At 54.4% G+C, this 24,682-nt stretch carries 24 protein-coding genes; 22 read left to right on the plus strand and 2 right to left on the minus strand.

Features of this window, described 5'->3' with window-relative positions; translation table 11 throughout:
* Positions 1-95 precede the first annotated feature (95 nt).
* From GX016_00045 to rimI, 4 genes are all read left to right on the plus strand, one after another.
* Positions 96-851: a hypothetical protein gene (locus GX016_00045; protein ID HHT69951.1), complete on the plus strand. Its 756-nt coding sequence runs from the start codon at positions 96-98 to the stop codon at positions 849-851.
* A gap of 216 nt (positions 852-1,067) precedes the next feature.
* A complete protein-coding gene (gene tsaE, locus GX016_00050; GenBank protein ID HHT69952.1) occupies positions 1,068-1,550 on the plus strand; it encodes a tRNA (adenosine(37)-N6)-threonylcarbamoyltransferase complex ATPase subunit type 1 TsaE in 483 nt (160 codons plus the stop codon).
* On the plus strand, positions 1,510-2,250 hold the full coding sequence (gene tsaB, locus GX016_00055) for a tRNA (adenosine(37)-N6)-threonylcarbamoyltransferase complex dimerization subunit type 1 TsaB (GenBank protein ID HHT69953.1): 741 nt from the start codon (positions 1,510-1,512) through the stop codon (positions 2,248-2,250). Before tsaE ends, tsaB begins: the two co-directional genes overlap by 41 nt.
* Positions 2,251-2,266: 16 nt before the next feature.
* Positions 2,267-2,692, plus strand: coding sequence for a ribosomal protein S18-alanine N-acetyltransferase (gene rimI / locus GX016_00060; GenBank protein HHT69954.1), 426 nt, complete (start codon positions 2,267-2,269; stop codon positions 2,690-2,692).
* Positions 2,693-2,709: 17 nt separating this feature from the next.
* Here rimI and GX016_00065 read toward each other — a convergent pair whose 3' ends face one another.
* On the minus strand, positions 2,710-3,330 hold the full coding sequence (locus GX016_00065) for a GNAT family N-acetyltransferase (protein ID HHT69955.1): 621 nt from the start codon (positions 3,328-3,330) through the stop codon (positions 2,710-2,712).
* Positions 3,331-3,428: 98 nt separating this feature from the next.
* Here GX016_00065 and tsaD point away from each other — a divergent pair, with 98 nt between their 5' ends.
* Both tsaD and GX016_00075 read left to right on the plus strand, forming a co-directional pair.
* Positions 3,429-4,502 (plus strand): tRNA (adenosine(37)-N6)-threonylcarbamoyltransferase complex transferase subunit TsaD, encoded by a 1,074-nt coding sequence (tsaD, locus tag GX016_00070; GenBank protein ID HHT69956.1) that lies wholly within the window; start codon positions 3,429-3,431, stop codon positions 4,500-4,502.
* A 209-nt stretch (positions 4,503-4,711) separates the two neighbouring features.
* The gene (locus GX016_00075) at positions 4,712-5,077 is read left to right on the plus strand and encodes a prolipoprotein diacylglyceryl transferase (GenBank protein ID HHT69957.1); all 366 of its coding nucleotides are present in this window, start codon (positions 4,712-4,714) and stop codon (positions 5,075-5,077) included.
* Positions 5,078-5,186: 109 nt separating this feature from the next.
* Here GX016_00075 and GX016_00080 read toward each other — a convergent pair whose 3' ends face one another.
* Positions 5,187-5,780 carry a YigZ family protein gene (locus GX016_00080; protein ID HHT69958.1) on the minus strand — a complete coding sequence of 198 codons (594 nt, stop codon included), beginning with the start codon at positions 5,778-5,780 and terminating at the stop codon, positions 5,187-5,189.
* 336 nt (positions 5,781-6,116) lie between these two features.
* Between GX016_00080 and GX016_00085 the strand changes: the two genes are divergently transcribed.
* From GX016_00085 to purH, 16 genes are all read left to right on the plus strand, one after another.
* Positions 6,117-7,286: a betaine/proline/choline family ABC transporter ATP-binding protein gene (locus GX016_00085; protein HHT69959.1), complete on the plus strand. Its 1,170-nt coding sequence runs from the start codon at positions 6,117-6,119 to the stop codon at positions 7,284-7,286.
* 32 nt (positions 7,287-7,318) lie between these two features.
* The gene (locus tag GX016_00090; protein ID HHT69960.1) at positions 7,319-7,969 is read left to right on the plus strand and encodes an ABC transporter permease; all 651 of its coding nucleotides are present in this window, start codon (positions 7,319-7,321) and stop codon (positions 7,967-7,969) included.
* Positions 7,970-8,000: 31 nt separating this feature from the next.
* Positions 8,001-8,924, plus strand: a complete 924-nt coding sequence (locus tag GX016_00095) for a hypothetical protein (GenBank protein HHT69961.1) — start codon at positions 8,001-8,003, stop codon at positions 8,922-8,924.
* A gap of 68 nt (positions 8,925-8,992) precedes the next feature.
* Positions 8,993-10,267: a TIGR00300 family protein gene (locus GX016_00100; protein HHT69962.1), complete on the plus strand. Its 1,275-nt coding sequence runs from the start codon at positions 8,993-8,995 to the stop codon at positions 10,265-10,267.
* A 2-nt stretch (positions 10,268-10,269) separates the two neighbouring features.
* Positions 10,270-10,902, plus strand: coding sequence for a GntR family transcriptional regulator (locus GX016_00105; GenBank protein ID HHT69963.1), 633 nt, complete (start codon positions 10,270-10,272; stop codon positions 10,900-10,902).
* Positions 10,903-10,923: 21 nt separating this feature from the next.
* Positions 10,924-11,196: an IreB family regulatory phosphoprotein gene (locus GX016_00110; GenBank protein HHT69964.1), complete on the plus strand. Its 273-nt coding sequence runs from the start codon at positions 10,924-10,926 to the stop codon at positions 11,194-11,196.
* Positions 11,177-12,433 (plus strand): UDP-N-acetylglucosamine 1-carboxyvinyltransferase, encoded by a 1,257-nt coding sequence (gene murA, locus GX016_00115; protein HHT69965.1) that lies wholly within the window; start codon positions 11,177-11,179, stop codon positions 12,431-12,433. The genes GX016_00110 and murA overlap by 20 nt, the downstream gene beginning before the upstream one ends.
* A gap of 154 nt (positions 12,434-12,587) precedes the next feature.
* Positions 12,588-13,322 carry an MBL fold metallo-hydrolase gene (locus tag GX016_00120; protein ID HHT69966.1) on the plus strand — a complete coding sequence of 245 codons (735 nt, stop codon included), beginning with the start codon at positions 12,588-12,590 and terminating at the stop codon, positions 13,320-13,322.
* A gap of 82 nt (positions 13,323-13,404) precedes the next feature.
* Positions 13,405-14,832: a hypothetical protein gene (locus tag GX016_00125; protein HHT69967.1), complete on the plus strand. Its 1,428-nt coding sequence runs from the start codon at positions 13,405-13,407 to the stop codon at positions 14,830-14,832.
* An 84-nt stretch (positions 14,833-14,916) separates the two neighbouring features.
* Positions 14,917-16,449, plus strand: coding sequence for a glutamine-hydrolyzing GMP synthase (gene guaA / locus GX016_00130; protein ID HHT69968.1), 1,533 nt, complete (start codon positions 14,917-14,919; stop codon positions 16,447-16,449).
* Positions 16,450-17,026: 577 nt separating this feature from the next.
* A complete protein-coding gene (gene purE, locus GX016_00135; protein HHT69969.1) occupies positions 17,027-17,524 on the plus strand; it encodes a 5-(carboxyamino)imidazole ribonucleotide mutase in 498 nt (165 codons plus the stop codon).
* A 354-nt stretch (positions 17,525-17,878) separates the two neighbouring features.
* Positions 17,879-20,053, plus strand: a complete 2,175-nt coding sequence (gene purL / locus GX016_00140) for a phosphoribosylformylglycinamidine synthase subunit PurL (GenBank protein ID HHT69970.1) — start codon at positions 17,879-17,881, stop codon at positions 20,051-20,053.
* Positions 20,053-21,438: an amidophosphoribosyltransferase gene (locus GX016_00145; GenBank protein ID HHT69971.1), complete on the plus strand. Its 1,386-nt coding sequence runs from the start codon at positions 20,053-20,055 to the stop codon at positions 21,436-21,438. The genes purL and GX016_00145 overlap by 1 nt, the downstream gene beginning before the upstream one ends.
* A 4-nt stretch (positions 21,439-21,442) precedes the next feature.
* Positions 21,443-22,495: a phosphoribosylformylglycinamidine cyclo-ligase gene (locus GX016_00150; protein ID HHT69972.1), complete on the plus strand. Its 1,053-nt coding sequence runs from the start codon at positions 21,443-21,445 to the stop codon at positions 22,493-22,495.
* Positions 22,492-23,127, plus strand: a complete 636-nt coding sequence (locus tag GX016_00155; protein HHT69973.1) for a phosphoribosylglycinamide formyltransferase — start codon at positions 22,492-22,494, stop codon at positions 23,125-23,127. The genes GX016_00150 and GX016_00155 overlap by 4 nt, the downstream gene beginning before the upstream one ends.
* Positions 23,117-24,646, plus strand: a complete 1,530-nt coding sequence (gene purH, locus GX016_00160) for a bifunctional phosphoribosylaminoimidazolecarboxamide formyltransferase/IMP cyclohydrolase (GenBank protein ID HHT69974.1) — start codon at positions 23,117-23,119, stop codon at positions 24,644-24,646. The genes GX016_00155 and purH overlap by 11 nt, the downstream gene beginning before the upstream one ends.
* Positions 24,647-24,682 lie beyond the last annotated feature (36 nt).

A 24,682-nucleotide genomic window follows, 5' to 3' on the forward strand; every position in this document is an offset into this window, starting at 1 on the left:
AGGGATTTGTCGATGCTGGGTGAAAACGCACAGAAGGATTCTGCTACCAGTATATGGAAGTAAGCGGCACCAAGGGCAGGCAGAGGTGGTAGGCGATGTTAATGCTGGGTAGAGGGTGTACAGCCGCTGGGGTGTTGTTGATCCTGGCTTTGTCTTTCTGTCCCCAGACAGTGCTGGGAGAAGAATCGGTGCCGACCAATGTTGGGGACACGGTCCAGACTGTACCGGCGGAGGAAACGGAATTGGGGGACAAGTGTGATTGGGCTCCAGGGGCTTTACCCGAGCCGGTGCTGTTACCGGCTGAGGGAGAGGACAGCGGCAGTTTCTTCTGCCAGGAACTGAGCACGTTTCAGTCCGGCCCGGCTTGGTATCTGGTGGGACGAATCCACAACAAGGCCGACTTGGCCGCAGAGTTGACGCTCATTACTTGGGAAGTGGGCAACAACGACCAGGAGGTGGTGGCTGCCGCCCAGGTGTATGTACGATTTCTTAACCCGGGTGAGAGTAAGCCGTTTAAGCTGATGCTACCTTATCGGGCCGACATAACCAGGTACCGGGTACGGCTGACGCCGGGGTTTAAAGCCAGGCCCCGACCGGTTCAGTTTACAGCCACAGCCGAGCCCTATGGCGATCGAGGCCCGGCCTATATCAGCCTGTTGGGGCAACTGACTAGTACAGGACCGGAGCGGCTAGACTTTGTCAAAGTGCTGGTGGAGTTTTTGGATGAGAGCGGGCAGCTACTGGATGTGGACTGGGCGTTTTTGAACTATTTGGATCCCGGTGAAACCCAGAGCTTCACTGTTTACACGCCGCGGCTTCAAGCCTGTAAATGGCGGATCTGTCTTGACTAGGCTTATTGTGGAAAGCCATTTTTTGCCATCCTGGGGGCAACGCCTGAAGGATCTTCTTTGAGATTCTTAAAACCCTTCGTTTCGTTCAAGATGACAATGAACAAGAGTGGGCTTTGCGTCCGCTGGAGTTGCGAGTTGCTTGACCACCGCCAGTGCCTCGCCTATAATGAACATAAAGGTGCGGCCGGTGGCGGGAGGTAAAAAGCGGTGCTTCAGTTGACAACCAAGACGGTGGAGGAAACAGAGCAGATCGGTGAGCAACTGGGCAAGCTTGCCGGCCCGGGGATGGTGGTCCTTCTTACCGGCGAGTTAGGAGCGGGAAAGACTGCGTTTGCACGGGGTGTGGCCTGGGGCCTAGGGGTGAAAGGTCCGGTAACCAGCCCCAGTTTTACATTAGTCGAAGAACACCAGGGGCGGATCCCCCTTTATCACCTGGATGTGTATCGGCTGAACGCCCCTGATGAGCTGCTGGATATCGGCTATGAAGAGTACGTATACGGCCACGGCATTTGCCTGATCGAATGGGGCGACTTGGTACGGGAATTACTGCCGCCAGATCATTTAGAGGTGAGGATTACCGGGATCGGTGCTGAGCGCAAAGTGACCTTTTTGCCTTCTGGGGCTTACTATCAGGAACTGGTGAGGGAGCTGACAACCGATGTGGCTAGTGGCTTTGGAGACGGCAACCCCAACACTTAGTGTGGCGCTGCTAAAAGATGGAAATCCGGTGGTGGAACATAACGAACAATCTAAACGCCGTCATGCCGAAACAGTAGCCCCCACCATAGCGGCACTACTTGGTGCCATGGGCCTGGAACCTAAAGACTTAGGGGCTGTGGCCTGCGGGGCGGGACCGGGTTCCTTTACCGGGCTGAGGATCGGACTGAGTACCGCCAAGGGGCTGGCTCAGTCGCTTAACATACCGCTTGTTACTGTCAGCACTTTAGACGTATTGGCGGCGGCAGCTGTACGGCCCGGCTTTGTCACCGCGCCGCTTCTGGATGCGAAACAAAGGCACATCTATGTGGCTTTTTATGCCGGCCACCATCGGGACGATGATGTGCAGCCCCTTAGCGGCTATCTGGCGCTAAAGCCGGAGCAGGTGGCGGTACAGGCTAAGGAGTTGACCGGCGGCAATCGTTTGGCGGTATGTGGGGACGGAGCTACTTTGTGCCGGGAATATTTTGATCTGGAGGGGCTGGCCGTACTGGAGCTACCATCTTGGTACAACCTGCCCCGAGCCTCGATCTTGGGTCGGTTGGCGGCGCGCCGCTTGGCCGCAGGACAAGTGCAAGACGTGGCCGCAGCTCAGCCGCTCTATGTACGTCGGGCCGCAGCGGAACTGGCGCGGGAGGCGCGGAGAGCCGAGGAGGCCGAGGGCAATGCCAGTACCCCTTGAGATTAAGATACTGCCCATGACCATGGACCACCTGTCCGGGGTGATGGAGGTGGAACGACAGTCTTTTCCTTATCCCTGGTCCCAGGATGCATTTATGTTTGAGCTGCTCCATAATAAAGTGGCTTGTTACCTGGTGGCCATGGCGGAGGAAACAGTGGTGGGGTATGCCGGTATGTGGGTCCTGGTGGATGAAGCTCACGTGACCAACATTGGCGTGTTACCCCAATGGCGGCGTCAAGGCATTGCCAGAGCCCTGCTGAGTAGACTGATGGAGATAGCTAAAGCTAACGACGCCGACAAGATGACCTTGGAGGTAAGAAAGTCGAATTGGGGTGCCCGGAAGCTGTACGAGAACCTTGGCTTTAAGGCTTTGGGTTGTCGGCGCAACTACTACGCCGAAACCCACGAAGATGCTGTTATCATGTGGAAATTCGATCTTTGAAACAACAAGACCCGTGTTTAGCACGGGCTTAGTTCTTTTACCATGACTATCCATTCACCCTGAAGATCCCTGGCCTGGCCTACAGGCACAAAGCCGAAGCTGGCATAAAGATGAGCAGCCGCGGTGTTGGTGGGGCGGACTTCCAGTTTTATGCTGCTTACATTGTGGAGCGCCAAGTAATCAATTCCAGCCGCAATGAGCTTTCGCCCGATTCCTTTTCCTTGGTGCTCAGGAATTACCCCGATAGACAAGAGTTGTCCGCCCGGATCGGTGGCAACCTCGAAGCGCATATAATATAGTTTGTTGTGAACGATCTTTTTAATCGTGGACCCACTGACGCCATAGACTCCGGCGATGGTCTTAACAGCCAACTTAAAAGCAAAACCGGAGAAGACGGCAGCCAGCCACAAACGTCTAATGTCAGGGGCCATGACTATATAGCCTAGAACTTGACCGTTTTCAACGGCCACCATAAAACCGGGGCCAAAAACCAAGAGCAGAAGCTGGAAAAAGTCCTTAAGAGCCACCTTGATCTTCGGAGTGAGCGGCGTAAAGAAGGAGATACTGTCATAAAAAGCAGCCGCGAAAATATCCACCACTTCATCCAGTTCCCTGGCTGTTACCGGCCTAATTTCCATCCCATCACCCCCGGGTCCGGTGTTAACTAATCATACTAACTGTAGCTGCCCTCGCCAAAGAGTCCTCCTCAGACTATAATAAACCTGAGGTGAGTTGTTTGCATAGAGAACAAATAATTTTAGGTATCGAAACTTCGTGTGATGAAACATCGGCCGCCCTGGTGGCTGACGGGCGTCATGTTTTGGCTAATATTGTTTCTTCCCAGGTGAACTTACATGCTCTTTACGGTGGGGTGGTGCCGGAGTTGGCTTCCCGCCGGCATGTGGAACTGATTGTGCCGGCCGTGGAAACGGCCCTGAAGGAAGCCGGTTTGACGTTTGGCGATTTGTCGGCCGTGGCGGTTACTGCCGGTCCCGGTTTAGTGGGGGCGTTACTCGTGGGCTTGTCCTATGCTAAAGCAGTGGCCTTAGCTCAAAACGTGCCTTTGATCGGTGTCCATCATACTGCGGCCCACATCTATGCCAACCTGCTGACGCAGCCGGAGCTCCAAGCACCATTTTTGAGTCTGGTGGTCTCAGGCGGTCATACCTCGCTTATTCATGTCCACGGTCACGGCCACTATGAGTTGCTCGGTCGTACGGTGGATGATGCCGCCGGAGAAGCTTTTGACAAGATAGCCCGAACCTTGGGTTTAGGATACCCTGGCGGACCGGCCATTGAGCGTTTGGCGCAGTCCGGTAACCCGGACGCATTGCCTCTGCCCCAGGCAGTGGTGAAAGACCATCCGCTGGACTTTAGCTTTAGCGGGCTTAAAACGGCCGTACTCAATTACCTAAACCAACTGCGCCAGCGCAAAGAGGAGCCTAACAAGGCCGATGTGGCGGCCAGCTTACAACGGGCGGTGGTTACGGCATTGGTGAAGCGAACATTGTTGGCGGCTGATATCACTGGGCTGAAGCAGATTGCTTTAGCCGGCGGTGTCGCGGCCAATGGCGAGCTCAGGCAGGCCCTGCGGGAAGCAGGAGCTGAGCGCAGGTTGGAGGTATTGGTGCCGCCGTCGGTTCTTTGCACTGATAATGGAGCGATGGTAGCCTGTGCCGGTTACTGGTATTTAAGACAGAATCTTACGGCTCCGTTGTCCCTGAACGCAGTGGCCAACTTGCCCCTTGGAGCCGAAAACGCCTGGGGAAAACTTGGGGAAAAAAAGCAAGAACCAGGAAAAAACGGTTAGCAGCAGGCGGTTTTTATCCCCGGAATCACTGACTGCAGTTCTGTGGAGAATGTGGAGAAGTAGAAAGAAATGTTTGGACGAGCCGCTTTTTGTGTGGATAATCCTGTGGATTGTGTGGATAGTGGGAAAGAACGTTCGCCTTTGGGCTTATTTAGCCCCAAAAGTGGGGAATGTATAACGAGTCTCATTGTCGGAAAGCTGGTGAAAAGGTGAGACCGGTCTTGTTTACACTGGGTCCAATTAAAGTTTACAGTTGGGGTTTCCTATTGGCCACCGCTACTTTGCTGGGTACTTGGGGTGCTGTTTGCTTGGCCCGCCAAGAAGGCTGGCAGCAGCCGGAGGGCTTGCTGGATGTAGCTGTGGGCGGTGTACTGGCTGGGGTAGTGGGGAGCCGTCTTAATTACCTGCTCCTGTACGACGCCGCCGAGTTTCTGCGCCAGCCGCTGATTTTCTTTCGTTTTTCCAGTGGCGGCTTGGTTTTTTACGGCGGATTGGTGACCGGTATTGCCGCCGCTGCCGGGCTGGCTTATCGACGGGGGTTTAGGTTTTGGGCCTTATGTACTCGTCGACACTAAGTCTGGCTCAAGTGGTGAGTGCGGCGCTGTTTGTGTTGGCAGTGGCCCTGTATTGTTGGCGCCGACAGGCGGCAGAAGGGACAGCGTCGTCCGAGAAAGGCAAGCTGGCTTAACCGGTTTCCAGTTGGGCTATGTTCTGCACTTGGCCGACAAAGTCGGCAGTCTTAGAGCGGGGGATGGCCACGCGAAGAGTCACTTGTTGTTGATAATCAGCCGTTACCACTTGGCCGTCACTCTTTCTTACCAAGTACAGGCATTGATCCAGCTCCGGATAATCCAGGACTAACTGAAAGGTCTCGGTGATGACTTTGTCCACAGTCCCGGCGGCAGCCAGGGCTTGGGCGGCGGTGCCGCCGTAAGCTTCGATCAGTCCGCGGATGCCGAGTTTTTTTCCGCCGAAGTAGCGGGTTACTACCACCGCTGTGTCCATGAGCTCCAGACTCAAGATAGCGCGCAAAATGGGCTCGCCGGCAGTACCGGTGGGTTCACCGGCATCACTGGCAAAACGAATGTCGCGCTCGGGATCGACCCGGTAGGCCCAAGCGTTGTGAGTTGCCTGTCGATGCAATTCGCTTCTGGCAGAAATGAAGTCCTTGGCTTCTTGTTCCGAATCTACTGGGCGTGCCCGCCCAATAAAGCGGGAGCGCTCTATTTTTATTTCCACTTCGGTTTCTTGGGCCAGGGTACGGTATGTATCTACCACTGGGCACACCTCCAATTATCCCCATCATAGCACATTTTCCGGCCAGTTGCTGTTAGCCTCTTGCCTTGACCACCGGCACCTGACTTAAAGAGGTTTCTATGGGCTATGGTCAAGCCAAGAAAAGTAAATAAATGTTTAAGAAATCATTTTTTACTTGACCACCGCAAACTGGGCGCGTATACTGAAGTTGTCGGCAACTCCCGAGTTTGCCTCCTGTAGCAGCAAGTATGAACGCTGAAGTAACGGCATTAGCACGGGGCCAAGGGTGCCGAGAAGGCGGAGTGCCGGTTCAAGTACCGTCCAATGACAGAGTCTAATTTTAACGAGGTGAAGCAAATGGTTAGATTTGAACAAATTACAAAGAGATTTAGCGGAGGCACTACTGCCGTTGATCAACTGAACCTTACTATTGGGAAGGGACAATTCGTTGTTTTAATCGGTCCCAGCGGCTGTGGTAAGACCACAACGTTAAAAATGGTGAACCGTCTGATCGAGCCTACCAGTGGCGAGATTTATATCCATGATCAGAACGCCCGGGCTCTTAATGTGGTGGAATTGCGGCGCGATATCGGCTACGTGATTCAAACTATTGGCTTGCTACCCCATCTTACAGTAGCAGCTAACATAGCGTTGGTGCCGCAGCTCAAGGGCTGGTCCCGGGCCAAGTGCCAAGCTCGGGTAGAGGAATTGCTTACTATGGTAGACATGGAACCGGCAGTATATGCCGGACGTTATCCGGCCCAACTGTCCGGCGGACAGCAGCAGCGCATTGGTGTGCTCAGGGCCCTGGCGGCTGATCCGGAATTAATTTTGATGGACGAACCCTTCGGTGCTCTGGATCCGATCACCAGGGAACAACTGCAACTGGAGCTGAAACGGTTGCAAGGGCAACTGAAAAAAACCATTGTATTTGTTACCCACGACATGAGCGAAGCGTTGCTGTTGGCGGATCGCATTATTATCATGAAGGACGGCGTTATTGTCCAGGACGATACTCCGGAAGAGATTGTCCGTCATCCGGCCAACGATTTTGTCGCCAGCTTTATTGGCCGCAGTGCTCGGCCGCAGGCAGTGGAAGAGCTGAAAGTGAGCGATGTTATGAATCCTAATCCGGTAACTATTGCTGCCGACCGCGGTTTAGGTGAAGCCTTGATGCGCATGCAGCGCCAACGGGTGGATAGCTTGCTGGTGGTCAAAGACGGGGTTCTGCAAGGTATCGTTCGAGCCCGGGATCTATATCCGTATCTTCTCCGTGACGAGATGGTGTCAGTGACGGAGGTGCTGTCTCTAGTGGCACCGCAAGTACATCCGGATGCACCGCTGTCACTGGCAGCAGAAAAGCTACTGGATAGAAACACTAATTTAGTGGCAGTAGTAGATGGCCAAAACCGGCTTCAGGGCGTAGTGACCCGAGCCAGTTTGGTGGGCGTTTTAGTGGACAATTATAGTAATGGTCAGGTAGCTGGCGAACAGTACTTGGCCAAGGCAGTAGGAGGTTGCAGATAATGACAACCAAGATGCTAGAAACATTTACTAAGATGACCGGATATATAGCTTCTCACGGGCCAGAGATACTGGCAGCTTTTCAAGAACACACTTTAATACTGGTGGTCCTGCCGGTGGGATTAGCGGTGCTGGTGGCTGTGCCTTTAGGGATCTTGGCTACCCGGTATGCACCGCTGGAGCGGGTAGTCATGGGAATAGGAAATGTTATCCAGACGATTCCCAGCCTGGCTTTGTTGGCCCTATTTATTCCGTTGGGACTGGGTATCGGTAACAAGCCGGCGGTGGTAGCTTTGTTTCTTTATTCCTTGCTGCCTATTATGCGTAACACCTACACTGGTATCAAAGGGGTAAGCCCCGAATTAAAAGAGGCGGCCAACGGCATGGGCATGACACCTATGCAGTTGCTGTTCAAGGTGGAATTACCGCTGGCGGTGCCGGTGATTATGGCCGGGGTACGCACAGCTACCGTAATTGCCATTGGGACGGCCACCTTGGCTGCTATGGTGGGCGGAGGGGGCCTGGGACGTTATATCGTCCGTGGCCTGAATCTCATGCGCGATTATCTCATTTTGGTAGGGGCTATCCCCGCTGCTGCCATGGCGTTGTTAGCCGACTTTTTGCTGAGTCATGTGGAACAGTGGGTGACTCCGGAAGGATTGAAGTTGCATAACCAGCAAGAATAGGGGACACTTTTCCACTGGGAGGGGAGAAATAATGAAAAAACTGGCAACTACTCTGGTTTGTGTTTTGGCTGCCATGCTATTTGTTGCTGGCTGCGGCAGTTCGAACAAAAGTACGGGAACAGGGTCGGAAGGCACCACATTCCGTATTGCCTCACAAGGTTATGCTGAAGTGGAAATCCAGGCTGAATTAGCTAAGGCGCTGATCGAGGCCAAAACAAACCATAAAGTGGAACACGTGCAGAACTTGGGCAGCTCCATGGCCAATTTGCAGGCTACCGTCAAGGGCGACTTAGATATGCATATTAGTTTTTCCGGCACGCATTTTCTAGGCACGTTTGAGCAGAAGCTTACCCCGAAGTGGCGCGATCCGGATAAGGTGTGGCAGTACGTTCATGACCGGCTCTTGGAAGAATACGGGCTTTATGCTTTTGAACCATATGGCTATAACAATGTCTATGGAGTAGCGATACCCAGGGCAACAGCGGAAGAGTTGACCTTAAAGAAAATAAGTGACCTGGCACCGTATGCCGGTGATATGGTGTTGGCCACGGATCAGACGTTTCAGGATTACCCCGGCCAAGGATACAAAGAGTTCTGTGAGACTTACGGCTTTAGCTTCAAGGATGCTATCCCCATGGACTTTGGGCTTATGTACCGGGCGTTGGCCACAGGAGAAGTTGATGCTGCGGTGATCTACACCACTGACGGGCGCAATATAGCTCAGGACCTGGTAATTCTGGAAGACGACCGGCAGTTCAACCCGCCCTATTATGGTATGTTAGTGGCCAGGGCCGATGTGTTGGAACAATATCCGGAAGTTCAAGCGGCGCTGGAACCCCTTTGCGGCTTGATCGATACTGAGACCCAGACCAAACTAAATGCCCGGGTGGACGTGGACGAAGAGGAGCCGGCTCAGGTGGCCCGTGATTTCCTTCAGGAAAAGGGCTTAATATAACTCACTTTGTTAGGGTCAGGTGTACGCCTGGCCCCTTTTTTTGAGTTCGTTGACGCTGAACCTACAATATGATAGCATGGGTTCAGGCAATTATTGAGGAGAATGATAGCGTGTACCAGAGAACTTTAGAGCTCTCGGGACATAGATTAGATTCTCACCTTCTTCTAAGGACCTTAGCTACCATTTTGGACTTGGGCGGGGACTTTACCATTGAAGATATTGCTCTCGGAAAGACTGGGGATGATCCCAGCCGGGTGCGGCTGCGGCTCACTGCTGGTTCTGAACCAGAGCTGGCAAGGATTTGGCAGGAGGTGCAGGGCGTGACTGCCCGCGACCGGGAGGAGGTACGGCTGGAGCCGGCTCCCAAGGATGGAGTATTTCCGGAACGGTTCTATGCTACCACTAACTTGGCCACTAAGATCCGGTTGCCTTCCGGCTGGATCCCGGTTCAGAGAATGGAAATGGACTGCGCTATCGCAGTGAATCCGGCGGCGGGAACGGCGGTGTGTATACCCATGAGTCAGGTGAAGCGAGGCGACCCTATTGTGGTGGGCAACCAGGGGGTCCAGGTTACTGCCCTTCAGCGAGCTCGCGGCCAAGAGGTGTTCTCGTTCATGGGCAGTGCGGTTTCCAGTGAACGCCCCAAAGGCTTGTTAATTGCCGGTATTGCCCGGGAAATGAAACAAGTGCGGGCCCAAGGCGGAAAGATTCTAGTGGTGCTCGGTCCGGCTGTCATTCACACTGGGGCCGGTCGTTTTTTAGAGCGGCTTATCAGGGCCGGTTATGTGCAGACAGTATTTACCGGTAATGCCGTGGCCACTCATGATATCGAACATGCTTTGTATGGCACTTCGTTAGGGGTGTGTTTGACCAGAGGGGAAGCGGTTGCCGGCGGCCATAGCCACCATCTGCAAGCGATTAACACCATTCGAGCTGCCGGCGGTATCAGAGCGGCGGTTGAAATAGGCCTTTTGAACAGCGGCTTGATGTACACCCTAGTCAGGGAAGGAGTAGATTTTGTCCTGGCCGGTTCGATCCGAGATGACGGGCCGCTGCCGGATGTGATCACCGATGTGGTTGTGGCCCAGGATGCCATGCGGGCCCTGATCCCGGGAACCGAGTTGGTATTGATGCTGGGCACCATGCTTCATGCTATTGCCGTGGGCAACCTACTGCCCGCTGAGGTACATCTGGTCTGTGTGGATATTAACCCGGCAGTGGTGACCAAATTAGTGGATCGGGGCAGTGTTCAGGCGGTAGGTGTGGTTAGCGATGTAGAGTGGTTTTTGCAGCAGTTGTGTGTTGAACTGCTGGATAAAGACAATTTTCGTAAGGAGGACTAAGGTTGGCACAGCACAAGAGTCTGGGCGTCTTGTCTCGTTACGAGCAGATTGCACTGGACATCGCCTCCCGGATTTTGCGCGACGAGTATAAAGTGGGGGACAAAATATTTGGGCGGTCGACTCTGGCCGGTCGGTACAAGGTTTCGCCAGAGACTATACGCCGGGCTGTGGCCCTGCTCCAAGATGCCGGGGTGGTGGAGACGGCTCCCGGTATGGGGGTAATTATTAAGTCCAAGAAGGCGGCGGAATCATATTTTCATCAGTTTAGAGGCCAGCAAGCCTTAGCTGATATGCAGGGCAAGTTGCGCCAGCTATTCGAAGATAAGCGTAAGCTGGATCGAGAAATCGAAACCACCAGCCGACAAATGGTTAGCTACCTATGGGGGATGTTGAACAACTTACAGTACCTGGAGAAGGTGGAAATTGGAGAGAACTCCTGGTTGGTAGGACACACTCTAGCTTCCAGCCGTATTCGAACCGAGACGGGAGCTACAGTGGTGGCCATCGAACGCCAGGGCCAGGAGTATTATTCGCCTTCATCGGAAATGGTATTTAAGGCCGGGGATTTATTGCATGTGGTAGGTACGGTGGAAGCCAAGGGTAAATTACGGCGACTGGTGGAACGGGAGGGATAGTGGTTGTCAGCTGGAGCTAATATTCAAGAGACGCGCCTCTTTCCAGCCTCGGAACAGGCTAACCCGGCCCGGACGGTGCTGAATTCAGTCAGTGCTGCTTTGCAGGAGCGGGGCTACGACCCGGTGGATCAGCTGGTGGGATACTTGCTATCGGGCGATCCCACTTATATTACCAACTTCGGTCGGGCTCGGGAGCTGATTCGCAGTGTGGAACGGGACGATCTGCTAGAGGAGATCGTACGCGGGTATTTAGAGCTGGAAGGGAGGCCGCAGGGTGGACAAACTAGTGATTGAAGGCGGCCGGGTGTTAAGCGGCGTGATTACTGCCAGCGGGGCCAAGAACAGTGCCTTACCGGTTATTGTAGCCGCAGCGCTGGCGGAAGAAGAATCCCTGTTGGAAAATGTACCCCACGGTACCGATGTGGAGACCATTTGTGCGATTTTGTCCTCTTTAGGAGTTAAGGTTCGCTGGGATGGGCCGGGGCGGCTGCGGGTAAACGGAGCCGGATTGAAGGAAGCCCAGGCGCCGTACGAATTGGTACGCAAAATGCGCGCCTCTTTTTATGTAGCGGGTGTTTTGTTGGGTCGCTTGGGCGAGGCAGTGGTTCCGTTGCCGGGAGGTTGCTCTATTGGCTCGCGGCCAGTGGATTATCATATTAAGGGGTTCGAAGCGCTGGGAGCGCAGGTGACCTTAGAGCATGGATATATGAAGGCCCAAAGCAAGCATCTCACCGGGGCCAAATATTACGTCAGCCGGGCCAGCGTGGGTGCTACCATTAACACCATGTTGGCAGCGGTGTTGGCCGATGGGACCACGGTGCTGGAAAACGCAGCCCGAGAGCCGGAAGTGGTGGACCTGGCGAATCTGCTCAGCGCTATGGGAGCCAGAATCCGCGGCGCCGGTATGGACGTAATTCGGATCGAAGGCGTAGATCGCTTGCACGGCACCGAGCACGAGATCATTCCCGACCGGATTGAAGTGGGATCCTACCTTATTTTGGGCGCCATGACCGGCGGTGAGGTAGTGGTTGAAAATGCCATGGGTGAACACCTGCGCTCAGTGCTGGCCAGCTTGGAAGCCATCGGCGTTAAGGTGGAAGAAAGCACAACGGCTATCCGGGTTTCACGCGGGGACAGGCTGACACCGCTCAATATCGCCACCCAGCAATATCCCGGTTTTCCCACTGATTTGCAGGCCCCGTTCAGCGTTTTGCTTACTCAGGCCGATGGGGTGAGCACAGTACGGGAGACAATCTTCGACGGCCGCTTTAAGTATGTAGATGAACTCAGGCGGATGGGGGCGGACATTCAAGTGGAGCGAGATACGGCCATCATCACCGGGCCGGTCGGGCTTACCGGGGCACCGGTAGAGGCCACCGATTTGCGCGGTGGTATGGCCTTGGTGATCGGAGCGCTGGCAGCCGAAGGCAGGAGCGAGGTTATCGGCTTGGAGCATATCGACCGGGGTTATGAAAATCTGGAGCAAAAACTGCGGGATCTGGGGGCCTCGGCGCAGCGACTAACTGTCTAGAAATAGATTTCCCGCCGGATAACGGCGGGAAGGCTCTTTGTCAGCGTAGATTGACACTTGCGGCACCGACGCCGGGACAAGCTAAAACCTCCTATTCCCATCGCTCCTGATATTTGTTACTATTATACTATGACGCCTAGAGGGGAACAACAAAATGCAAGTTACTGTTCTGGGCCGCTATGGCCCCTTTCCAGCGGCGGGCGGAGCCTGTTCAGGGTATTTGATCAAAGCTTCCGGCATACATCTGTTACTTGATTGCGGTGCCGGTGTACTAAGCCGCTTGGCCGGCCATGTGGCACCGGAGTCGTTATCAGGGCTGATCTTATCCCACTTACACAGCGACCATACCAGCGATGTATTTGTGCTCCGTTACGCTCTGGAAGTGGCCCATATTTATGGTCGGCGCGCTGAACCGCTGCCTGTTTGGGTACCGCCTGAACCTAAGGATCAGTTCGAGCAACTGTTGTACCGAGACCTACTTTATCTGCAAGGGCCACTACCGGGGCAGCCCATAGAGGTTGGAGCTTTTAAAGCTATACCGGTTGCTGTCCAGCATAGCATACCTACTTTTGGCTGGCGTCTTAGCGCCGGCACTAAAACGGTAGCCTACTCGGCCGATAGTGAGGACTGTGAGGGCTTAGTTGAGTTGGCTCAAGAAGCGGATCTGTTCTTGTGCGAGGCTACGTACACCGACGTCCGTCTCAAGCAGGGGGGAAGAAACCATTTATCCGCCCGGCAGGCGGGACTGATCGCCAACCGGGCTCGGGTAAAACGGCTGTTGCTTACCCACTTGTCTCCCCTGGAGGATCCGGGCGCGGTGTTGGCCGAGGCTCGGGAGGAATTTCCGGCTGCCGAGCTGGCTCAAGAGCAGTGTACATATCAAGTGTAGATTTACCTGTTGTTAATTGGTCTGTAACTTATTTTGTATTATTATTATAATAAACCTTAACTCCACCGGCGGGGGTGGTTATTTGATTGAGACGGTGAGGCCAGTGCCGAGAAAACATTTGCTCGCAGCTATCATGCTAGTAGCCTTGTTCTTAGCCAGCACAGGGACTGCTGTTGGGATTAGGACCTTGTTGGCAGCAGACCGGATTGTGCCAGGGGTGTCCATTGAGGGCACAGATGTCGGCGGCTTGAACGCAGCCGAAGCACAGGCGGTTTTAGGGTCGCAGGCAAAGAGAATCGACGAGAAGCAGCTGGAATTAGGCTTGGTGGATAAGATGGTGAAGGTTCAGGCTCAGGATATCGGAATTGAAGCTGATTTGGAGGAGACAATAAATGTAGCTCTGGCTGTCGGTCACAGCGGGAGCCTGTGGGAGCAGCTACAAGAGCGGTACCGGATCAAACAGGAAGGATACAACCTCAAGCTGGAGCTTCGAATGGACCAGGAACAGTTGGCGGGATTTTTGGCTCAACTGGCTGAGCAAGTCAATGAGCCGGCTCAGGATGCGTATTTCGTCTTGGGAAGCGGTAACGAACCGGTGGCCGTACCGGAGCAGATCGGCCGTTCGCTGGAAATAGCCGGGGCTAAGGAGCAGATTGTGGCAGCGGTGAAGGCCGGTGAGGGTACGCTTAGATTGCCGGTCCAACAGGTGATTCCCCGAACCGTGGCCGAGCTTAGACGACGGGGTATCAACGATGTGATCGGGATCTTTAGCACGCGCTTTAATGCAGCAGCCACGGACAGAAGCTATAACCTAAAATTAGGGGCGGATGCTTTAAATGGCTATTTAATAGAGCCAGGCGAAGTGTTTTCTTTTAATGCCGTGGTAGGTCCGCGGGAAGCTGAACAAGGCTATCGTGAAGCGCCGATAATTATTAACGATGAGCTGGTTCCCGGTGTCGGCGGTGGTATTTGTCAGGTGTCTAGTACTCTGTACAATGCGGTCTTGCTGTCGGGGCTGAAACCGGTTGAACGCCGGAACCATTCGTTACCCAGCGCCTATATCGGCTTGGGCCGCGATGCCACCGTATCTTACGGAGGCATCGACTTTAAGTTCAAGAATACCAGGCCGGAACCGGTGATGATCTGCAGCCGTGTCAGCGGTAATCAGTTGTTCATGGCAATTCTAGGCACAGCCCGGGGCGAACAAGTATACATTCAAACCACCGTGGAACAGGAAATACCGTTCCCGATCGTTTATGAAGAGGATCCCAATTTACCGCCAGGGACCGATACCATCGAAGAGGAAGGTAAACCGGGCTACAAGGTTTCGGTTACCCGTACCATCCGGCGCAATGGTAATATTGTGTTGCACGAAGTGTTATCGCGGGATACTTACCAGCCGCAACCGGAGATTCATCAAGTGGGACCGCCGGCCGAGGAACAGGCTGCCGAAGAGCTGCTGCCGGCACCCATGGGGCTGCCGTCGGCACCTACGGAATTGCCTCTGTAAGGAAAAAGGCCAGCGGTGGAGGCGTAGGTTGTGCCGAGGCCGGAGCCCAGGGGAACAGCTTGGTACTAGAAGGGAAGGTGCGTCATGGTTCAGCGGGAGCTAGTTTTGATCATAGATTTTGGCGGCAATGAAGCGCAGCTATTGGCTCAACGGGTGCGGGAGCTGAAAGTGTATGCTGAGCTGGTACCGCCTACTGTAACGATGGCTAGTGTGCAGGCCCGTAAGCCTAAAGGGATAATATTTAGCGGTGGGCCGACTTCGGTTTTGGCTCCTGGCGCGCCGACCATAGACCGGGATATATTTGAGCTGGGTATCCCGGTGCTTTGTATTGGGTACGGGCATCAACTCATGGCCCAAGTTTTAGGCGGGACAGTTTTTGAACAACCGGTAGGTGAGGACCGGTGCCAGCAGTTGACAGTGGACCGCCCAGAAGGGGTCCTGACCGGCTGGGAACGGGAGGAACGGGGTTGGTTTCGCTCCGGGGCGCGAGTGGTAGCACCGCCGCCGGGCTTTTCGGTGTTGGCCCACACCGCCGCTCTACCGGTGGCTGTGATGGCGGATCTTGAGCGGCACTTGTACGGAGTGGGGTTTCAGCCTCAGGTGGCCGCTACGGCCAAAGGTGTGCTGCTGCTGCGCGCGTTCCTGTTTGATATTTGTCGTCTAAGCGGCCAGTGGAACATGGGAACCTTTGCCGAAGAAGCCATGGCCGCGATTCGCACCCAGGTGGGGACGGGGCAGGTAATATGCGGTTTAAGTGGTGGGGTCGATTCGTCGGTGGCTGCCACTTTGGTCCACCGGGCAGTAGGCGATCAGCTTACCAGTATTTTTGTCGATCATGGATTGATGCGTCAAGACGAGCCGGAACAGGTAATGTCTACTTTTCGGCAGCGCGGGTTCAAACTGATTTACGTGGATGCGCGTCAGCGTTTTCTAACCCGGCTGGCCCAGGTCTCCGACCCGGAGAAAAAGCGCAAAATAATCGGGGAAGAATTCATTCGCGTGTTCGAACAAGAAGCGGAGCGCCTGGGCCAAGTAGATTTTTTGGTCCAGGGAACGGTTTATCCCGATGTGATCGAAAGCGGCAGCGGTTCGGCTGTAAGGGTGAAGTCCCACCACAATGTGGGTGGGCTGCCGGAAAAGATGGATCTTAAGCTAATCGAACCTTTGCGCTTTTTGTTCAAGGACGAGGTGCGCCGGCTGGGCGAGGAGCTGGGGTTGCCGGCAGAGATGGTCTGGCGTCATCCTTTCCCCGGTCCTGGTTTAGCAGTCCGCGTATTAGGGGAAGTGACAGCGGAAAAACTGGCTATTTTACGGGCAGCCGATGCCATTGTTATCGAGGAGATCAAAGCGGCTGGGTTGTACCGAAAACTGTGGCAAGTTTTTGCCGTATTGCCTGATATCAAAAGCGTGGGTGTAACCCACGGTGCACGCACCTATGCTTATACCGTCGGTATTCGGGCGGTAGAGAGCACCGATGCCATGACAGCCCAGTGGGCCGAGCTGCCGTACGAAGTGCTGGATAAAATAGCGCAGCGCCTAACTAGTGAAGTGCCTCATGTTAACCGGGTGGTGTATGATATTACTTCCAAGCCACCGGCCACTATTGAGTGGGAATAAAAAAGCTCCCCTGAGGTGGGAATACTGACCCACAAATCAGTACCGTCTTGAGAATCCTTCGCCCCCTAGGTAAGACATTGGCTGTCTGTAGTACCTTTGGACGGTGATTCAGGTATAGCCACCATGAAAAGGACTTAGTTTACCCGCGTAGTGAACAGCAACAGCAGCCAAGTGGTAAGAGGATACTTTAACATTGGCTATGACTAGGCGAACGTTATTACGGAAAACGGTGATAATGTTCGCTTTTTGTATTGACAAAGGCAGGTAGCCTTGCTATCATGGACATGGAATGAAATAGCAAAATAGGGATACCTCAGGCAGTGCGGAATCGGCGGCTGTGTAGAGCCGGCGTAACCTAAATATGCGTGAGGGAAAGTGTGCCTAGGGTTCCGCGCACATACGGTCTGGACCAAGTGGCACAGGCGCTGTAGCGCTACACCGAAGGGGGAAAAGCCCAGGCGGGGAGGTTTCACTCAGCAAAAGAAACCACCCGGCTGGCTGTTTTATTTTATGGGTAGTGCTGAAACTGTGATGTTGTAACCTATGGTAGGAGAGACTAGGTGAGGGAGGAATATTCATGGACAAAGAGCCTCAAGTGGGCATCGTTTTAGGCAGTGCGTCCGATGGTGCTTTAGGTCAGGAAATTACAAAAGTCTTGACTTCTTTTGAGGTGTCGTTTGAGCTGGTGGTGGCTTCGGCCCACCGTACACCCCAAAAGGCTTCTTTGTACGCTAAGGAAGCAGCCGGACGGGGGATAAAGGTACTTATTGCTGTTGCCGGTTTGGCGGCCCATCTGCCGGGAGTACTGGCGGCGGATACCGTACTTCCTGTTATTGGGGTGCCGGCGGCAGGAGGGACTTTGGGCGGGCTGGATGCCCTGCTGTCCATAGCCCAGATGCCGGGAGGCATTCCCGTAGCTTCTGTTGGTATCAACAATGGTAAGAACGCGGCCCTGCTGGCAGTGGCTATTTTGGCTCTCTCCAGCCAAAGCCTGGCTCAGCGGTTACAGGCGTATCGCCAGGAACTGGCAGCCCAGGTAGAGGTGGGGGAGCAGGAAGTATTGCGGGAATTGTGATCTTAGGTCAAATGTTTCCCACCATAATGCTGTTCATTTGCTTACCGGTCTTTTGCTCGCTTTTGTGAAGTCCACAAAGCAGGATAAGGTCAGTGAGTAAGTGAAGGGGCTAGGTGTCGTGTAGTTGTCTGGTTGTATGGCCATCCTGAAAGCGGGGCTAAGCCCTCGATCAAAAGAGCGCAGACCAGTGAGGACAGGGCGGAGCGGCTGTTTCCCACCTTACAGGGTGTACAGGGAGCGAAGCGAGTTGCCCGAAGCCCCCGAGCGAGCCAAGCTCCGTCGTTCTGGGGGGCGCCGCGGAGCGTAAGGATAACCTGTAACCGGATCAACCATGAAAAAAAGGGGGTTTTTCTGATGGTGGATTACAAAAGCATGGGGCTTTCCGACGAAGAATATTCAAAGATCGTAAAGCTCATGGGGCGGGAGCCCAATGAGACCGAGACCGGAATCTTTGCTGTCATGTGGTCCGAACACTGCGGCTATAAGAATTCACGTCCGCTGCTCAAACTATTTCCCACCGAGGGTAAATATGTCCTTCAGGGGCCGGGCGAAAATGCCGGAGTAGTGGATATTGGCGACGGACAAGCAGCGGTATTTAAGATCGAGAGCCACAATCACCCGTCGGCAGTGGAACCGTATGAAGGAGCGGCCACCGGCGTGGGCGGCATTGTGCGTGACGTGTTTGCTATGGGTGCCCGTCCGATAGCGTCTATTAATTCTTTGCGCTTTGGCGAGCTTAACGATAATCACACCCGCTGGATATTTGATGGGGTGGTGGACGGCATTGCCGGCTATGGTAATACCCTGGGCGTGCCTACAGTAGCCGGGGAAGTGTATTTTAGCCCTTCCTACCAGGGTAACCCACTGGTAAACGCCATGGTGGTGGGACTTTTAACCGGTGATCCGGCTAAAGGGTTAGCAGCCGGCGTAGGTAACAAGGTGCTCCTGGCCGGTGGCAAAACAGGGCGCGACGGTGTTCATGGGGCCACTTTTGCTTCCGGGGAGTTGGACGAAAAGTTGGAGGAACGGCGAGAGGCTATTCCGGCCGGTAACCCGGAGCTGGAAAAACGCCTCATCGAGGCTTGTCTGGAAGCACTGGCTGCCGGGCACGTGGTGGGTATGCAGGATCTGGGTGCAGCCGGCCTTACTTCTTCCAGTGCCGAGATGGCGTCACGGGCCGGCACGGGCATGGAGATGGATCTTTCATTGGTTCCGGTCAAAGAAGAAGGCCTTACCCCGTACGAAATGATGCTGTCGGAATCGCAAGAACGCATGCTGCTGGTAGTTGAGCAGGGTTACGAAGAAGAAGTGCGGCAAATTTTCACCCGCTGGGATATCGAATCGGTCTATATTGGACAAGTAACAGACGATGGCCTCCTTAGAGTCTACCATGACGGGGAGATTGCCGCCGAAGTGCCGACAAAATATCTCACCGAAGAAGTGCCCACGTACGTACGCCAAGGTCAGATGCCCGGTTATCTCAAGGAGGAACAGTCTTTCGATTGGAGCACTCTGCCGGAGCCCGCTGACTACAACGAAGCTTTGCTTAAGCTGATGTCGTCAGGGAATATCTGTAGCCGTAAATATATCTGGGAAAAGTTCGATATTGAGGCCCAGGGCAACACAGTAGTGGGACCGGGTTCGGATGCTGCGGTGCTTCAAGTGGAAGGAACGAACAAGGGCTTGGCCATAACCGTGGATGGCAACGGACGATATACGTACCTAGATCCCTACACCGGCGGTATGATCGCTGTAGCCGAAGCAGCCCGTAACTTGGCTGTTACCGGAGCCGAACCCTTGGGATTGACCGATGGCCTCAACTTTGGCAACCCGGAAAAGCCGGAGGTATATTGGCAGCTACAAAAGGCCATTGAGGGCATGGCAGCCGCTTGCCGGGCGCTGGAGATTCCAGTGGTAGGCGGAAATGTGAGCCTATACAACGAGATCGAAGGCCAGGCCATTTTCCCCACCCCTATAGTCGGTATGGTGGGCTTGCTGCCGGATGTGTCCAAACACGCGCGGCAGGGATTTCGAGCGGCCGGGGATCTAATTGTGCTGCTGGGCAGTACAGAGGATGAACTAGGTGGCAGCGAGTATCTGTATGCGCTGCACAATCTGGAAACGGGACGTCCGCCGCACCTGGATTTGGACCGCGAACTTCGGATTCAGAGCTTATGCCGCCAGGCTATAGCCCGGGGACTGTTGGCTTCGGCCCACGATGTTTCCGACGGCGGGCTGGTGGTAGCTATAGCCGAAAGCTGCCTGACTGGGAAAAACGGTCCCCTAGGTGCCACAGTCAAGGTAGACCTTGGCAGCTTGCGCCGAGACAGTGCCTACTTCGGTGAGACTCAATCCAGGGTTGTGGTGTCAGTAGCACCGGATAAACTTACGGCCCTGGAGAACCTCACCGCTGACTTTGGCGTACCCTATACTGTTTTGGGTAAAACCGGTGGCGATCACTTTACAGTGGACGATGTTATCTCGCTGCCGTTAACAAAACTGCAGCAGGCTTGGGAGGGGACATTTTAATGCCGCCACTTAAAGTTAGGGAAAAGTGCGGCGTGTTCGGTATTTATGCTCCGGGCGAAGACGTGGGGCGGTTAACTTACATGGGGCTGTTTGCTCTGCAGCATCGCGGGCAAGAAAGTGCCGGTATAGCTATCACGGACGGTCGAACCATTGTATTGGAGAAAGACCGAGGCTTGGTGGCCGAAGTGTTCACTCCCGAACGGCAGCAACGTCTCCATGGCAAGTTAGCTATCGGCCATGTGTTGTACGGCAATACCGATACCCAAAGTAACGTGGAAAATGCTGAACCTCTGGCGGTAATGTCCCGCCGGGGTTCCTTGGCTTTGGCCCATAACGGAGAAATTACCAATGCCGATGCCCTAAGAGCTGAACTCAGTCGTCGTGGCTATCTGTTTCGTACCGACAGTGATATCGAAGTTATCGCCAGTCTCGTTGCTCAAGCGGAAGATCCGGACTTAACCTCGGCCCTTATATCTACCCTCAGAAAACTAAACGGTGCTTATGCCTTGGTGGTGCTAACTCCCGATCGTATTATGGGTATTCGCGACCCGCACGGCATTCGCCCGCTGTCTTTGGGCCGGTTCGACGGCGGTTATGTCTTGGCCTCAGAAACGTGTGCCTTCGATACCGTTGGTGCCCAGTTTATCCGACCGGTAGAGCCGGGTGAATTGGTGACCATAGGACCGGACGGTATTTCGTCCCAGCGTTTTGCTCCCGGTGAAAAAGCGGTCTGCACCTTTGAGTATATCTATTTTGCCCGCCCCGACAGTCTGATCGAAGGGATCGGTGTTCATGGCGCCCGCCGGCGGGCCGGCCGGATTTTGGCCTCTGAACACCCGGCCAAGGCCGATATGGTTATTTCTGTACCCGACTCGGGCACATCGGCAGCTTTGGGTTATGCGGAGGCAGCCGGAATTCCCCTGGATGCAGGGTTGATCAAGAACCGCTATGTGGGGCGGACGTTCATAAAACCGAGCCAGAAGGACCGGGAATTTGCTGTGCAGCTAAAGCTCAGTCCTTTGCAGGAGGTATTGGCCGGAAAGAGTGTGGTAATGGTAGACGATTCCATTGTCCGCGGAACCACCTGTGGGCGGTTGGTCCGAATGCTGAAGAAGGCCGGGGTGAAGAACGTGCATGTACGAGTAGCCTCGCCACCGGTAATCAGCCCCTGTTACTACGGTATTGACACCCCTTACCGCCAAGAGTTGGTGGCCGCGCAGTTGACGATTGAGGCTATTCGGACTAACATCGGTGCTGACTCGTTGGGTTTCCTCAGTACAGAGGGGCTAAAAAACGCTATCGGACTTCCGGATGATCCTTATTGCATGGCCTGTTTCAGCGGTCATTACCCCGCCGGTCGACCGGACAAGGAAGAGGAGGAATAACAGGATGCCGACAGAAAGCTGGAGCTATGCCAAGGCCGGTGTAGACATCAATGCCGGCAACGAAGCCGTACGACGAATCAAACCCTTGGTACAGGGGACCATGAGGCCGGAGGTACTGTCCGGTATCGGCGGCTTTGCCGGCTTGTTTGCCTTGGCCGAGGGAAAATACCGCCGGCCGGTGCTAGTGTCAGGTTGTGACGGTGTGGGTACCAAGCTAAAAGTTGCCTTTGCTGTAGATAAGCACGACACGGTCGGCATAGATTGTGTGGCTATGTGTGTAAACGACATCTTAGTTCTAGGGGCCGAACCTCTGTTTTTCCTGGATTACCTAGCGGTAGGGCGCTTAATGCCGGAACAAGTGGAGCAGGTAGTACGCGGTGTGGCCGAAGGTTGCCGGCAAGCCGGCTGTGCGCTGCTCGGTGGAGAGACGGCGGAGATGCCGGGGTTTTATCCAGCGGGCGAATACGATCTGGCCGGGTTTGCTGTCGGCGTAGTGGAAAAAGACAGCATCATCGATGGCCGCACCGTGGTTCCCGGAGATGTTATCTTAGGACTCGGTTCCAACGGACTGCACAGCAATGGGTTTTCACTGGTGCGCAAGGTGCTGTTAGAAGAATCCCAGTTGAATCTGGCTTGTTCTGCAGATGACTTCAGACACTCGTTGGGGGAAGAGCTGCTGGAGCCCACCCGGATCTATGTACCATCTATTCTTGGTTTATTACCGCAGGTTTCTGTGAAGGGCATGGCTCATATCACCGGCGGCGGGTTAGTGGAAAATGTGGTCCGAGTGCTGCCGGCAGGGACCAAAGCGGTGATTAAGGCCGGCAGTTGGCCAGTACCACCTATATTTAACCTTATTCGTGAACAGGGTCAGGTGGCAGAGGCGGAGATGGCGCGCACGTTTAACTTAGGAGTTGGGTTCGTGGTTATTGTTGCTGCTGCTGATGCCGCTCGGGCGACCGAGATCCTGGCCGGTACAGGAGAAAAAGTCTATACCGTAGGCAGGGTGACAGCCGGTGATCCGGCGGTAGAGATAGGAGGGAGCATTTTCTCATGAAATCGGGCTTAGCAGTGTTAGCTTCCGGGCGCGGCACGAACCTTCAGGCCATCATCGATGCCTGGGAGCACGGTACTCTACCGGTAGACATTGTCGGTGTGCTCAGCAACAATCCAACAGCCCAAGCTCTTGATCGAGCCCGATCCTGTGGCATTCCCACAGCGGTGCTTCGGCTTAAAGACTACCCCGATCGGCGCTCCTATGGGGAAGCGTTAGTTAAGCAGCTACAAGATTGGCAGACGGACCTAGTGGCCTTGGCCGGCTTTATGCTGCTGCTCGACCCAGTGGTTATTGAAGCGTTTCCTCATCGAATCCTCAATATCCATCCGGCCCTGCTACCGTCGTTTAAGGGCATTAACGCCCAGCAGCAGGCGCTGGACTATGGGGTACGTGTCACCGGTTGCACTGTTCATCTTGTGGATGAGGACATGGATACCGGGCCGATAATATTACAAGCAGCAGTCCCGGTACTGCCAAACGATACCGAAGAAACTCTGGCGGCGCGCATTCTGACCGAAGAACATCGCCTTTATCCCGAAGCCATTCGGTTGCTGGCCGCCGGCAGGATAAAGGTTTGTGGCCGCAAAGTACGGATTTTGGCTAAAGGAGAAGATAACATTGATCAAAATTAACAGGGCTTTGTTGTCGGTATCGGACAAGAGCGGGCTAATTGAGTTGGCCCAAGGGTTGGTTCAAGCTGGGGTCGAGATCATATCTTCAGGAGGAACAGCCAAGGCGTTGGCCGAGGCCAGACTACCGGTGCGGCGGGTAGAAGAGATTACCGGCTTTCCCGAAATCTTGGACGGTCGGGTCAAGACCTTACATCCGGCGATTCATGCTGGGATACTGGCCCGACGCGACGTGCCGGAACATATGGCCAAGTTACAGGAACTGGGCCTTGCTCCCATAGACCTGGTGGTGGTTAACCTGTATCCCTTTGCCGCTACCATTTCCCGGCCCGATGTAACGCTGGCCGAGGCGGTGGAAAACATCGATATCGGTGGACCGACGCTGATCCGAGCTGCAGCCAAGAACCATCAAGGTGTAGCAGTGGTGGTTAATCCGGACCGCTATGGTGACATATTGGCCGAACTTAAGGCCGAAGGCGGTATTAGCGCTGAGACGGCTTATGGGCTGGCGGCGGAAGCTTTTGCCCATACCGCTCAGTATGACACTGTAATTGCCGGCTACTTAGGAAAACAAGAACAGGCTTTTCCGGACAACCTGCATTTGGCTTACATTAAGGCCCTGGATCTTCGCTACGGCGAGAATCCTCATCAAAAAGCAGCGCTGTATGTGGAGCCGGGCAAAAGTTGCGGGATCCCCGGGGCCAAGAAACTGCACGGCAAGGATCTATCCTTTAACAATATTAACGATGCTAACGGTGCTTGGGAACTGGTACAACAGTTTACGGCTCCTTGTGCCGTCGGGGTCAAACATAGCAATCCTTGTGGTGTAGGGGTGGCCGCTGATCTTTTAACTGCTTGGCAAAAAGCATACGATGGTGACCCGGTATCTATTTTCGGTGGGATTGTGGCTTTTAACCAGACGGTAACAGCCGAGGTGGTGGCAGAACTCAACAAGATTTTCTTAGAAGTGGTCATTGCTCCTGACTACGCGCCCGAGGCCTTGGACCTTCTTAAAACAAAGAAAAACCGCATTGTGCTACAGGCCGTACCGGGCGGCCAAGGTCGCGAGCGGGATCTGAAAAAGGTTCGCGGCGGTCTGTTGGCACAAGAACTAGACCAACAAGATTACGCTCCAGACGATTTGAAAGTGGTCACCAAACGGACCCCGACGGCTAAAGAAATGAAGGATCTGAAGTTTGCCTGGAAAGTGGTTAAGTATGTAAAATCCAACGCTATTGTCTTGGCTAAGGACGAGCAAATCATCGGAGTGGGAGCGGGCCAGATGAACCGTGTGGGAGCAGTGGATATTTCGGCTCGTCAAGCGGGGCCGAAAGCCCAGGGCGCTGTCATGGCCTCCGATGCCTTTTTCCCCATGCCCGATTCAGTGGCGAGAGCGGCTGAGGCCGGCGTTACAGCTATTATTCAGCCAGGCGGATCGGTGCGCGACGAAGATTCTATCCGAGCGGCAGACGAAGCCGGTATAGCCATGGTGTTTACCGGGATGAGGCATTTTAGGCACTAGAGTGGACCTAGTTGGCGTGGGAACAGGCTAGTTGAT

The organism is Bacillota bacterium (assembly GCA_012837285.1).
Lineage (GTDB): Bacteria > Bacillota > DTU030 > DUMP01 > DUMP01 > DUNI01.